We start from the raw sequence: 12282 nt of genomic DNA, 5'->3' as shown, positions 1-12282 counted from the left end.
GCCGCCCGAACCGTCGACGCTGTCTGCCTCGCCATCGGCCAGGTTCTGCAGCTCTTCACGCCCAAAGAATGCGCAAGCTACTTGGCAAACTCAGGATATGCACGAACCTAACTTCATCACGCTCTAGGGCGCAATTGCGCCCGGGAGCGGAGACCCATAACCACAGGGAGGTGTTGTGCCGCGAGCAAGCGGTGCTAGCGGAGCACATCACATCCCCCTGTGGTTACGGGTCCCGGGTCCCGGGTCCCGGCTACGCCAAGGGCTTCGCCGCGGCGCGCAAGCCCGGGACGACGTGGGGAGAGTCCTGATTCAAATTTCAAACAGCGATGAGGATGTGCGCTCGCATTCTCGCGGCGCATTGCGCCCGAGCTTTGCATCTCGTTCCACCCTCTCATCGAACAGAGGGCGCAGGGAAAGCCGGGTGCTGGTTGCACCCGTGGGTCCCGTGCAACAAAAAGCACGGGGGTAGGACCACAGGTTCAACCGAAGCATTCCGGCTTTCCCTGCGCGATGGTGTTACGGCTTCCTTCGCGCTCTCCCCGGTGACCGGGCTTTCTTGCCACCGTCGTCCGCGGCAGCTCTTGCTGCTCGCGTACTTAGCGCCAGCGTCGGGGCGCCAGGACCACACGACTTCGCCGTCCACGGATAGCTGCGCTCGTCGTTCACAGCACCCGCGTCCACCGCATCTCACCGCAACGTTCGTGACGATCGCGAGCCGCCCCTCATCCGCCGTGAGACGCGCGGAGTTAAATCACTGATTTGCCCGACGACGGAAGCGGAATGTTTTTTGCGCGAGGGCTGGACAGAGCAAATCACGTTGATCGGCTTAAGGAAAATCGCGCGAATGATACGACGCCGTCATGCCCGGGCTTGACCCGGGCATCCACGTCCTTCCACGCGCCCGCGACAACGTGGATGGCCGGGTCAAGCCCGGCCATGACGGAGGAAAGGATTGCGCGATGCGTCCCCCCGTCATTCCGGGGCGATGCGAAGCATCGAGCCCGGAATCCATTTCACTGCTTGCGCATGCGGCCCAATGGATTCCGGGTTCGTCCTTCGGACGCCCCGGAATGACGGCGGAGATTCAATGGCGCGAGCGTGGCTTACTCCGCGAGCGCTTTCATCTCCTTGTAGAGATCGCTCTTGCCCTCGAATCCGATGCCGGGAAGATCGGGCATGGTGATGTGGCCATTCTCGACGCGCACGCCGTCGGGGAAGCCGCCATAGGGCTGGAACAGATCGGGGTAGCTCTCATTGCCGCCGAGGCCGAGGCCGGCGGCGATGTTCAGCGACATCTGGTGACCGCCATGCGGGATGCAGCGGCTTGGCGACCAGCCGTGGGTCTTCAGCACCTGCAGCGTGCGCTGATATTCGCAGAGGCCGTAGGACAGCGCGCAGTCGAACTGCAGCCAGTCGCGGTCCGGCCGCATGCCGCCATAGCGGACGAGATTGCGCGCATCCTGATGGCTGAACAGGTTCTCGCCGGTCGCCATCGGGGCGGGATAGAATTCCGCGAGCGCGGCCTGCAGCGCGAAGTCGAGGGGATCGCCCGCTTCCTCGTACCAGAACAGCGGATAGTCCCGCAGCATCTTTGCATACGCGATCGCGGTCTCCAGATCGAAACGGCCGTTGGCATCGACCGCGAGCTGCGCGTCCTTGCCGATCTCCTTCAGCACGGCCTCGATCCGCTCGCTGTCTTCGGTTAAAGGCGCGCCGCCGATCTTCATCTTCACGACATTGTAGCCGCGGTCGAGATAGCCACGCATCTCCGCACGCAGCGCGGAGAGATCCTTGCCGGGATAATAGTAGCCGCCGGCGGCATAGACGAAGACGCGCGGATTGGCCTTGAGGCCATGCCGCTCGGCGAGCAGGCGGAACAGCGGCTTGTTCGCGATCTTCGCAACCGCGTCCCACACCGCCATGTCGATGGTGCCGACCGCGACCGAGCGCTCGCCATGGCCGCCGGGCTTCTCGTTCGACATCATGGTCGACCAGACCTTGTCCGGATCGAGATTGCCGCCGCTCGCATCAAGCAGCGTCTTCGGATCGGCCTCGAGCAGCCGCGGCGCAAAGCGCTCGCGGATCAGGCCGCCCTGCCCGTAGCGGCCGTTGGAGTTGAAGCCATAACCAACCACGCGCTTGCCGTCGCGCACGACGTCGGTGACGACGGCAACCAGGCTCGTCGTCATCTTGCTGAAATCGATATAGGCGTTGCGGATCGGCGAGGCGATCGGCTTTGTCACTTCGCGGACGTCGATGATGCGGACGGACATGTGTGTTTGGCCTCTCAATTGCTCGTCATGGCCGGGCTGTCCCGGCCATCCACGTTCTTTGCTCGCGATGAAGGAAGGGCGTGGATGCCCGGGACATCTGCGCGAAGACGCGCTTCGCGCTTTTGCCCGGGCATGACGAAGTCAAATACTTGCGCTTCAGATGTTACGACTTCGGCTTATCGCGGAAATACGGCTCGACCGGGCCGTGGACCTTGATGGTCAGCGGATTTCCATAGCGGTCCTTGGCGTTGCCGGCGGTGACGCGCACCCAGCCTTCGCTGACGCAATACTCCTCGACATTGGTCTTTTCGACGCCCTTGAAGCGGATGCCGACGTCGCGCGCCAGGATATCCGCGTTGTAGTATGGGCTGTTCGGATCGACCGACAGGCGGTCCGGCAGCTCGTCGTGGGTGGTTTCGTTGTTCTCGCTCATAGCAGGGCCTCGATTGCAGTCTTCAGTCCTTCAGGCCGCGCAGTGGGCGCATGGCGCGCCACCACCCCGCCCGATCGGTCGACCAGGAATTTGGTGAAATTCCATTTGATCGACGGGCCGAGCAGGCCCGATTTCTCGTTCTTCAAGTAGTTGTACAACGGATGCGCATTCGCGCCATTCACCTCGATCTTGGCGAACATCGGGAACGTCACCGCGTAGTTGGTTTCGCAGAACTCCGCGATCTGTTTTTCATCGCCCGGTTCCTGCGCGCCGAACTGGTTACAGGGAAAGCCGAGCACGGAAAAGCCGCGCGGCGAGAGCCCCAGATAGAGCTCCTGCAGGCCCTTGTATTGCGGCGTGAAGCCGCACGCGCTGGCGGTGTTGACGATGAGCAGCACCTGACCCTCGAACCGCTTCAGGGGCACTTCATCTCCGACCAGCGAGCGGGCCGTGAAATCATAGACGCTTGGCATTGGCTTTACCTCGCCCCGCTTGCGGGGAGAGGTCGAAATTCAAGCAGCGCTTGAATTTCGGGTGAGGGGGAGCCTCCACGAGTACAACTGTCACCGTGATCGCGGAGAAAGCCCCTCACCCCCACCCTCTCCCCGTAAGAACGGGGAGAGGGAGAAGCGCCGTCATCACTTCGACCTAAGATCGTCATGTTCGATTCTTCGCTCAGCCTGCAGGATCAATGACCGCGGACGGCGTGCCGCCGGCTTCGATTGCCTCGCCCGCGGCAAGGCAGAGATCTTCGCGATAGCGGCCAGAGACCAGTTGCACGCCGACGGGAATGCGGCCGACCAATCCTGTGCTCACAACCAGCCCCGGCAGGCCCATGAAGGGAATGGCGATCTGCGGCAGTTGCGCGTGCCAGACCCGGGCAAAGGAGGCATCGTCCTTGCAGTCGAGTTGATCGGGGAACGGCAATTCGCCGGAGACTGGCATCAGCAGCACCGCGTATTGCTCGAAGAACGCCAGCCATTCGCGCGTCAATGTCGCCCGGCGCGTCAGCGCCTTCGAAAGATCGAATGGATGCACCTTGGCGCGGTTGCCGCGCAGGCAGGCCAGCGCGCCGGGATCGCCCTCGCGCTCGGCAGCGGCGAGCTGCGCCTCATAGCCATCGCCGAGCCAGAGTTTTGTCTGAAGGTCGGCGGCTTCGCGCAGCGGCGGCGTTGCCGTGATCTCCTCGACGGTCCAGCCGGCACGCTCCAGCCGCTTGCCGGCGTCCGCCACCGCAGCCTTCACCTCGGCGACCGGATTGAGACCGTCGGGATCGAGGCACATCGCGACGCGCTTCGGCACGGAAGGTCCCTCCAGCGGCACCGGCATCCACCAGGGATCTCTGATATCACGGGCCGACATCGCCGCGAGCGCGATGCGCAGATCGCCAACGGTGCGCGCCAGCGGTCCCGAGACCGCGCTGATCTGCGGGCCGATCGGCCGCTCCGGCAGCGCCGCGTTAAAGGCGGGGATGCGACCCATGGTCGGCCGCAGGCCATGCACGCCGCAGGCATAGGCCGGATAGCGGATCGAGCCCGCGATATCGGTGCCATGCGCGATATGCCCGATGCCGGCCGCCACCGCCGACCCCGCGCCGCCGGACGAGCCGCCTGGCGTAAGGTTCGGATCGCGGGGATTCTTGGTATCGCCATGGATCAGGTTGGTGGTGAACCAGCGATAGGAGAAGGCCGGGCAGTTGGTGCGGCCGAGCAGGACGGCGCCCGCCTTGCGCAAATTCTCCAGCACGGGATTGTCGGCCTTCGCGATCACGTCGCGCTGCAGCGTCAAGCCGTTGGTGGTGGCAAACCCTTCCTGGTCGACATTGACCTTGATCGTGACAGGGACGCCGCCGAGCGCGCCGACCTCCTCGCCGCGGCCGATCGCGGCATCGATGGCGTCCGCCTGCGCCAGCACGTCCGCAGGCCTGTGGTCGACCACGGCATTGAGCCTGGGATTGACCGCGTCCAGCCGCGCCAGGGCGGCAGTCGCCGCCTCCCTCGCCGAAACCTTTTTCGATTTGATCAGGCCGGCCAGATCCGCGGCCGACAGGCGCCAAAGTTCTTCCATTGCCGACTCCGTTGCGACGGGCGTGTTTTAGCGTCGTGGGGCGGACGTGGCCAGCGCAAGGATGAGGGGGTCTCCGCGAAAAACGGTGACGCCGTCATTCCGGGGCGCGCGGAGCGCGAGCCCGGAATCCATCGGGCCGCAGTTGCGAGCGGAGAAATGGATTCCGGGCTCGATGCTATCGCATCGCCCCGGAATGACGATCGCGGACGTAATCTCGGACCCCACTCACCCGAACAGCGCGTTTTAGCGGTAGTGGGCGATGTAGTAGGCCAGTTCGGCGATCTGTTCCTTCGTCACCGGCTGCATCACGTCGGCCATGGTGCCGTCATAGCCGTGGCGGGTGTTGTCCTTGTATTCGCTGAGCGTCTTATTGAGATAGTCCTCGCGCTGGTTGGCGATGCGCGGGACGTTGTCGTTGCCGGAAAAATCCGGCCTGTGGCAGTTGTTGCAGAGATATTGATGCGCGAGCGCCTGGCCGCGCGCCATGCGCGCGGAATCGCCGGCCTCCGCGGGCGATGCCGGCTTCGGCAGGGTGGCGATAAAGTCGGAAAAGGTGCGGAGGTCGTCGTCGGACAGATCCTTCGCCATCTCGTTCATGGTGTCGAACGCGCGCAGCTTCTCGCGGAACATGAAGAGCTGGATCAGCACGTAAGCCGCTTGCTGCGCGCCGAGCGAAGGCGTGTTCTCGGTCTCGGACGTGCCCCGCTCGCCGTGGCAGGCAAGACAGGGCGCGGCGCGCTCCTGAATGGTCTCAGCGCTGGCGGCGAAGGTGATGGATGCGAGGGCGAGCGCGGCGACTATTTTTTTGTACATCGATCTTTCCTGGCGCTCGTCATGCGAGGAGCAAAGCGACGAAGCAATCCACTTCGCCACTTGCGGAGGCATGGATTGCTTCCGCCTTCGCTCTTTGAGCTACGGCGGACAAGTCGCTTCGCTTGCAATGACGGAGAGTACGACCTACTGCCCCGCGACCTTCTGCTTGCCGTAGCTGATGCGGTAGACGGCGCCGTTCCAATCGTCGGAGACGAGCAGCGAACCGTCCTTCAACTGCATCACGTCGACGGGACGGCCGACATATTTGTTATCCTCGAGGAAGCCGGTGAGGAACGGCTCGACCGACTTCACCTTGCCGTCCTTGTCGAGCTTGACCACGACGACATCGCCGCCCTCCTTCTTCGACTTGTTCCAGGAGCCGTGGCGCGCGACGAAGATCGCGTTCTTGTACGTCTTCGGGAACATGTTGCCGGTGTAGAAGCGCATGCCGAGCGCCGCGGTGTGCGGACCCATCAGCCCGACCGGCGCCGTGTAGTCGCTGCAGGATTTGCCCCAGCCGAGCTCCTGGTCGATGATGTTGCCCTGGTAGCAGAACGGCGCGCCGAAATCCTCGCCGGCCTTGGTCACGCGGTTGAGCTCATCCTCCGGCACCGTCTCGGACAGCCAGTCGCGGCCGTTGTCGGTGAAGTAGAGGTGCTTGGTCTCCGGATTCCAGTCGAAGCCGACCGTGTTGCGCACGCCGAGCGCATAGACTTCCGCCCCCGAGCCATCGAGATTGATGCGCCGGATCTGGCCATGGGCATCGTCATGCAGGACGTTGTTGCCGGGCTGGCCGACCGGGACATAGAGCTTGTTGTCCGGGCCGATGGCGATGAACTTCCAGCCATGGGCCTCGTCCTTGGGCAGATTGTCATAGATCACCGTCGGCTTCGGCGGACTGTCGATGACATCGTCGATCTTCTCGATCTTGGAGATCTTCGAGAGCTCCGCGATGTAGAGCGTGCCGTCCTTGAAGGCGACGCCGTTCGGGCGATAGAGGCCCGAGGCGATCACCTTCACCTGGCGTTTGCCGTCCTTGTTGACGATGGCATAGACCTTGTCGACCAGGCGGCTGCCGACGAACACCGTACCCTTGTCGCTCTGCGCCAACGACCGTGCATTTGCCATGCCGGCGGCATAGACCTCGACGTTGAAGCCGGCCGGCACCTTGAGCTTGGCCAGCGGCAATTTGTCGGGCGCGGCCGCCAGCGGCGGCGGCGCGACCGGGGCAAGCTTGGCGGCCGCCTCGTTCTCCGGACGCCCGATCAGGGGCGAGCCCGGCGGCAGCGGCTGCGCTGCGGCAGGCGCCGCACCGGCGGCGGGCGGACTGGCGGGCTGCTGGGCATGGGCGGCAAGCGTGAATGCGCCGAAGAAAGCGCCGGCCAAGAAAAAGCCGCGAACAAGGCTGCGCGGCGTGGTCAGATTGTTCATCGCTGTGGTTCTCCCCAGATGCGAAAGCCTGTTGGTCCTCGCATGTGCAGCATCCTGCGCATGCCGGCGTGGCTTCCTGAGTGGCAGTTTCCGACATTCGTCCACGGATGCAATCCGGAACATGGTCGGAATCGAGGCGGGGGAGCGATCTAGCGCAGAACGACCGCGCAGACCTTCAATGTTTCGTGACCGAGCCCGTATCCGGCGGACCGATGATTGCCTCCGAGAATGGAAATTCGAGCACGATATCGCCCTCGTCGTCGGTCACCTCGATGACGGCATTCAACAGTGTGGCGTCGGCGCCTTCGGTCCGCAGCAGTTCCCGAATCATGGCGCGCGCCATCTCCCAGGCGCGATCGGGATCCCGCAGGATTTCGCCCTCGGGGTCGGAGATCAGCTCATCGCCGATACGGGTGTTGAAGAAATAGCGCGGCATCGGCGGCAGACACTCCGGTTGAGACCCCTGCGATGGGACCTCCGTGAAACTCAGAATCGCCATTGATCGCAATGCGAACAACAACGAAACGTATGATTTGACTTGCGGCTCTCGCACAACTGCGTGAATTCCTAGAACATGATCCGGAAAAGTGGAAACCGGTCTTCCCTCGCGACAAACGCGAAGCGTTTGCGCGGAGATCATGATCAAACAAAGAGATGAGATCATGATCTGATTCCGTCTAATCTGGTCATGATCCAGTGCGATGCAGCATGACTGATGCAGCGCAGCACGTCAAAATTTAACTGGCGAACTTTTTCGCCCGCACTACTTTATCGCCCGGGACGAAATACGCCCGGATCATAAACAGGAGAACCTGATGGCCTGGAAAGCACCAAAGATCGTCGAAGTGTCCGTCGGCATGGAAATCAACATGTATATGTGCGCAACCCGCAAGTAAGCGGGCGCGACGACCTTAGCCTTAATACGTTGCTGGACTTGCGGGCGTCCGACCTTCCCAAAGGGAATGTGTGTTGACGCCCGGGTCTGCTTTGTTGTGTCCCTGGCTCGTTTGTTCCTACGCGTCAGGTTTTCGCCAGGAGACGGATCATGCTTCGCGTCGTCGTCCTGGGCGCGGCGGCCGGCGGTGGTGTTCCGCAGTGGAACTGCGGCTGCCCGGTTTGCACCACGGCAAGAAGCGAGGCGGCGGACCTGCAGAGCACCCAGGCTTCGATCGCGGTCAGCGCCGACGGCGCGCACTGGTTCCTGATCAACGCCTCGCCCGACCTGCGCCAGCAAGTGACCGCAACGCCGCAATTGCACCCAAAGCGCGGCGAGCTTCGCCATAGTCCAATCGCCGGCGTCATCCTCACCAATGGCGAGATCGACGCCATTGCGGGACTATTGTCGATGCGCGAGGGCTCGCCCTTTACCATCTACGCGCACCAGCGGGTGCTGGCGATCCTGAAGTCCAACAGCGTGTTCGACGTGCTGAGCGAGAAGAACGTGAAGCGCCGGCCGATCGCGGTGGACCAGGCGTTCGAACCCGCTTTGCCCGACGGCTCGGCTTCCGGCCTCGAAGTGCTGCCGTTCGAGGTTCCCGGCAAGGGCGCGTGGTATCTCGAGGGCAAGGCACATCCGGCCGGCAATGACGGCGCAGGCGACACGCTGGGCCTGCGTATTGCGGAAAAGGCCAGCGGCAAATATTTCTACTTTCTCGCCGCCTGCGCGCGCGTGACCGATGATCTGAAATCTCGGCTTGCAGGAGCGCCGCTGGTGTTCTTCGATGGCACGGTGTGGCGCGACGACGAATTGATCGCGGCGGGACTCGGCAACAAGACCGGTCAGGGGATGGGACATATTTCGATGTCAGGCAGTCACGGCGCGATCGAGAGCCTCGCGGGGCTTGCCATCGGCCGAAAACTGTTCCTGCATATCAACAACTCCAACCCGGCCCTGTTGAAGGACTCTCCCGAGCGGAAGATGGCCGAGCGGGCCGGCTGGCAGATCCCTGCCGATGGAACGGAGATAGAGCTTTGAATGCACCTTTGCCCCAAGGACCTTCACTCCAAGCGATGACCGCCTATTCGATCGGCAAGGGCGTGTCGCTCGATAGCGCCGCGGAGCTGGAAGCCGTGCTGCGCCATATCGGCGCGACGCGCTATCACAACCTGCATCCATTCCATAAACTGTTGCACGGCGGCAAGCTGAACAAGGGCCAGGTGCAGGCCTGGGCGCTGAACCGCTACTATTACCAGAGCACAATTCCGATCAAGGACGCGGTCGTGATCTCGCGCTTCCGCGACCGCACGACCCGCATCGAGTGGCGCCATCGCATCGAGGATCATGACGGTGATGTCGACAGCGAAGGCGGGATCGAGCGCTGGCTGAAGCTGACCGAAGGCCTCGGCCTCGACAGTGCCTATGTCGAATCGACCGAAGGCATCCTGCCGGCGACGCGCTTTGCGGTGGAAGCCTATGTGCATTTCTGCCGCGACCGCACGCCGCTGGAGGCGATCGCCTCCTCGCTGACGGAGTTGTTCGCGCCGAACCTGCACGAAGAGCGCATCTCGGGGATGCTGCAGCACTACAACTTCGTCAATCCTGATATCATGAGCTACTTCAAACGCCGCCTGCAGCAGGCGCCGCGCGATGCCGGCTTTGCGCTCGACTATGTCAAGAAGCACGCCACGACACAGGCGGAGCGCGAGGCGGTCTGCAATGCGCTGATCTTCAAGACCAACGTGCTGTGGGTGCAGCTCGATGCGCTCTATCATGCCTATGTCGACGGCCACATCCCGCCCGGCGCTTTCGTGCCGACGGCGAGCTAGAGGAATCTTCGATGGCGGGCCGCAACATCAACGTCAGCGAGACAAGCCGGCCGAAATTGCCGCGGCATGCCAAGCTGAAGTTCGACGAGACACGACAGGTCTGGGTGATCCTGGCGCCGGAACGCGTGCTGGCGCCGGATGAGATCGCGGTCGAAGTGCTGCAGCTCTGCGACGGCGGGCGCAGCGTCGCCGACATGGTCGATCAGCTCGCGGCGAAATACGCCGCACCGCGCGAGGCGATCGCGACCGACGTGATCGCGATGCTGCAGGATCTGGCGGACAAGGGTTTTCTGAGCGAAGCACGGGAGAAGACGCCATGAGCGACATTCTCACCGACGGCAAGACAACGGCCGCGCCGAATGACGGGCTGGCGGTCCTGGAGCAGCACCGCTCGACGGCGACGAGCTATGGCATTCCGCTGGCGGTGCTCGCAGAGCTGACGCACCGCTGCCCGCTGCAATGCCCCTATTGCTCCAACCCGGTCGAGCTCGACCGTGCCGGCAGCGAGCTCACCACGGAGGAATGGAAGAAGGTGATGACCGAGCTCGTCGAGCTCGGCGTGCTGCAGATCCATTTCTCCGGCGGCGAGCCGACCGCGCGCAAGGATCTCGTCGAGCTGGTGCAGCATGCTAATGACGTCGGGCTCTACACTAACCTGATTACGTCGGCGGTGCTGCTGACGAAAGAAAAGCTGGCGGCGCTCGCCGATGCCGGCCTCTGCCACGTGCAGATCAGCTTCCAGGGCAACGAGCCTGTTGTCGCCGACCGCGTTGCGGGCCTGAAAAATTCGCACGAGAAGAAGATCCAGGCCGCCAAATGGACGCGCGAGCTCGACCTGCCGCTCACCGTCAATGCGGTGATGCACCGCCAGAACCTGCACCAGCTTTCCGATATCATCCAGATGGCGGTCGATCTCGACGCCGACCGACTCGAGGTCGCCAACGTGCAGTATTACGGCTGGGCGCTGAAGAACCGCGCCGCCTTGATGCCGACGATCGCGCAGATCGAGGAGACCAGCCGCATCGTCGAGGAGGCGCAGGCGCGGCTGAAGGGCGTGCTCGCAATCGACTATGTGGTGCCGGACTATTACGCGCTGCGGCCGAAGAAGTGCATGGGCGGCTGGGGCCGGCAGTTCTTCAACATCTCGCCGGCCGGCAAGGTGCTGCCGTGCCATGCCGCCGAAAGCATCACCGGGCTCCAGTTCGAATCCGTGCGCTCGAACCATTCGATCGCCTGGATCTGGCAGAACTCGGAAGCCTTCAACCGCTATCGCGGCACCGGTTGGATGCCCGAGCCGTGCAAATCCTGCGAATTCCGCGAGATTGACTACGGCGGCTGCCGCTGCCAGGCCTTTGCGCTGACCGGCGATGCCGGCAACACCGATCCGGCCTGCACGCTGTCGCCGATGCACGAGAAGATCTTCAAGCTCGCGGAGACCGAGGCGGCCGGTGGCAACAACCGCTTCCTCTATCGCAATTTCGCCGGCGGCACGCTGGAGACGGAAGGCGACCATGGCGCCTGACGCCGAGGCGGGCAAAGCATCGCGCCGCACGGATCCCTTCGCGCCACTGACCTCCGAATTCTTAGGCGTCGGCGACGACCACGAGATCTATGTCGAGAGCGTCGGCCGCGAGGGCGGCGTGCCTGCGGTCTATCTGCATGGCGGCCCCGGCAGCGGCTGCCAGCCGGATCACCGTCGCCTGTTCGATCCCGAGCGTTTTCACGCGGTGCTGTTCGACCAGCGCGGTGCCGGACGCAGCCGCCCCAAAGGAAAGCGCGAGGCCAACACGCTGCCGCTTTTGATCGCGGACATGGAGGCGATCCGGCAGAAATTCGGTTTCGAGCGCTGGCTGGTGGTCGGCGGCTCCTGGGGCGCGACGCTCGCGCTGGCCTATGCGCAGGCGTATCCCGATCGCGTCACCGGCTTGGTGCTGCGCGCGACATTCCTTGGCACGCGCACTGAGCTGGAAGGCGCCTTCCTCGACACGCTGCCGCGCTTCTATCCCGCGCTGTCGGCGGACTTCCTGAGCGTTCTGCCGGCCGAAGAACGCGAGCAACCACTCGAGGCCTATTGGCGGCGCATCCTCGATGCCGACGCCGCGGTGCACGGCCCGGCGGCGCGCGCCTGGCATGACACCGAGCATATCCTCTCCGTCCACGCGCCCAGCCGCACACGGCTCGATCTCGCCTCACTGAACTCGTCGCGCGCTTTGCCCGCGACGCCATTCATGGAGGCGCATTACTTCGCCAATGGCTGCTTCATGGCGCCCGACCAGTTGATGAACGACGCCGGCAAGCTTGCGGACATTCCCGGCATCCTGGTGCAGGGCCGCTACGATCTGCTGTGTCCGCCGGCCACCTCGTTTGCGCTGGCCGCAGGCTGGCCGAGGGGCGAAATCCGCATCGTCGAAGGCGCCGGGCACATCCTGTACGACCCTGGTATCCGCGACGCCGTGATGAGGGCAATCTCCGACCTCGCCTCGCGCAAGCGGGATTGAT

13 protein-coding genes are annotated in these 12282 nt (G+C 63.6%); 6 read left to right on the top strand and 7 right to left on the bottom strand.

From position 1 onward, the window contains the following. Window positions 1-1103: 1103 nt before the first annotated feature. The 7 genes from ACZIRK_RS40660 to ACZIRK_RS40630 all read right to left on the bottom strand — a co-directional run bounded on the left by ACZIRK_RS40660 (window position 1104) and on the right by ACZIRK_RS40630 (window position 7453). The gene (locus tag ACZIRK_RS40660) at window positions 1104-2273 is read right to left on the bottom strand and encodes a mandelate racemase/muconate lactonizing enzyme family protein (protein ID WP_474419467.1); all 1170 of its coding nucleotides are present in this window, start codon (window positions 2271-2273) and stop codon (window positions 1104-1106) included. 163 nt (window positions 2274-2436) lie between these two features. Further along, window positions 2437-2706 (bottom strand): DUF3297 family protein, encoded by a 270-nt coding sequence (locus ACZIRK_RS40655; RefSeq protein ID WP_028166086.1) that lies wholly within the window; start codon window positions 2704-2706, stop codon window positions 2437-2439. After that, window positions 2703-3179 (bottom strand): glutathione peroxidase, encoded by a 477-nt coding sequence (locus ACZIRK_RS40650; RefSeq protein ID WP_130231380.1) that lies wholly within the window; start codon window positions 3177-3179, stop codon window positions 2703-2705. The genes ACZIRK_RS40655 and ACZIRK_RS40650 overlap by 4 nt, the downstream gene beginning before the upstream one ends. A 202-nt stretch (window positions 3180-3381) precedes the next feature. Continuing rightward, on the bottom strand, window positions 3382-4773 hold the full coding sequence (locus ACZIRK_RS40645; RefSeq protein WP_474419466.1) for an amidase family protein: 1392 nt from the start codon (window positions 4771-4773) through the stop codon (window positions 3382-3384). A 243-nt stretch (window positions 4774-5016) separates the two neighbouring features. After that, window positions 5017-5586: a c-type cytochrome gene (locus ACZIRK_RS40640; RefSeq protein ID WP_474419465.1), complete on the bottom strand. Its 570-nt coding sequence runs from the start codon at window positions 5584-5586 to the stop codon at window positions 5017-5019. Between the two features lie 144 nt (window positions 5587-5730). Further along, window positions 5731-7017, bottom strand: coding sequence for a PQQ-dependent sugar dehydrogenase (locus ACZIRK_RS40635; RefSeq protein WP_474419464.1), 1287 nt, complete (start codon window positions 7015-7017; stop codon window positions 5731-5733). Between the two features lie 175 nt (window positions 7018-7192). Further along, window positions 7193-7453, bottom strand: coding sequence for a DUF6894 family protein (locus ACZIRK_RS40630; RefSeq protein ID WP_028166081.1), 261 nt, complete (start codon window positions 7451-7453; stop codon window positions 7193-7195). A gap of 379 nt (window positions 7454-7832) precedes the next feature. Here ACZIRK_RS40630 and pqqA point away from each other — a divergent pair, with 379 nt between their 5' ends. The 6 genes from pqqA to pip all read left to right on the top strand — a co-directional run bounded on the left by pqqA (window position 7833) and on the right by pip (window position 12281). Continuing rightward, window positions 7833-7913: a pyrroloquinoline quinone precursor peptide PqqA gene (gene pqqA, locus ACZIRK_RS40625; RefSeq protein ID WP_035635412.1), complete on the top strand. Its 81-nt coding sequence runs from the start codon at window positions 7833-7835 to the stop codon at window positions 7911-7913. Window positions 7914-8062: 149 nt separating this feature from the next. After that, window positions 8063-8992, top strand: coding sequence for a pyrroloquinoline quinone biosynthesis protein PqqB (pqqB, locus tag ACZIRK_RS40620; protein ID WP_474419463.1), 930 nt, complete (start codon window positions 8063-8065; stop codon window positions 8990-8992). Window positions 8993-9027: 35 nt separating this feature from the next. Continuing rightward, on the top strand, window positions 9028-9783 hold the full coding sequence (gene pqqC, locus ACZIRK_RS40615; RefSeq protein WP_474419462.1) for a pyrroloquinoline-quinone synthase PqqC: 756 nt from the start codon (window positions 9028-9030) through the stop codon (window positions 9781-9783). 11 nt (window positions 9784-9794) lie between these two features. Next, window positions 9795-10103 carry a pyrroloquinoline quinone biosynthesis peptide chaperone PqqD gene (gene pqqD / locus ACZIRK_RS40610; RefSeq protein ID WP_474419461.1) on the top strand — a complete coding sequence of 103 codons (309 nt, stop codon included), beginning with the start codon at window positions 9795-9797 and terminating at the stop codon, window positions 10101-10103. Further along, window positions 10100-11305, top strand: a complete 1206-nt coding sequence (pqqE, locus tag ACZIRK_RS40605; RefSeq protein WP_474419460.1) for a pyrroloquinoline quinone biosynthesis protein PqqE — start codon at window positions 10100-10102, stop codon at window positions 11303-11305. The genes pqqD and pqqE overlap by 4 nt, the downstream gene beginning before the upstream one ends. Further along, on the top strand, window positions 11295-12281 hold the full coding sequence (pip, locus tag ACZIRK_RS40600; RefSeq protein WP_474419459.1) for a prolyl aminopeptidase: 987 nt from the start codon (window positions 11295-11297) through the stop codon (window positions 12279-12281). Before pqqE ends, pip begins: the two co-directional genes overlap by 11 nt. The last annotated feature ends 1 nt before the right edge of the window (window position 12282 follow it).

Source organism: Bradyrhizobium sp. Leo114, assembly GCF_055229415.2.
The sequence above is the reverse complement of the archived record's forward strand: the minus strand, read 5'-3'. Positions and strand labels throughout refer to the sequence as shown.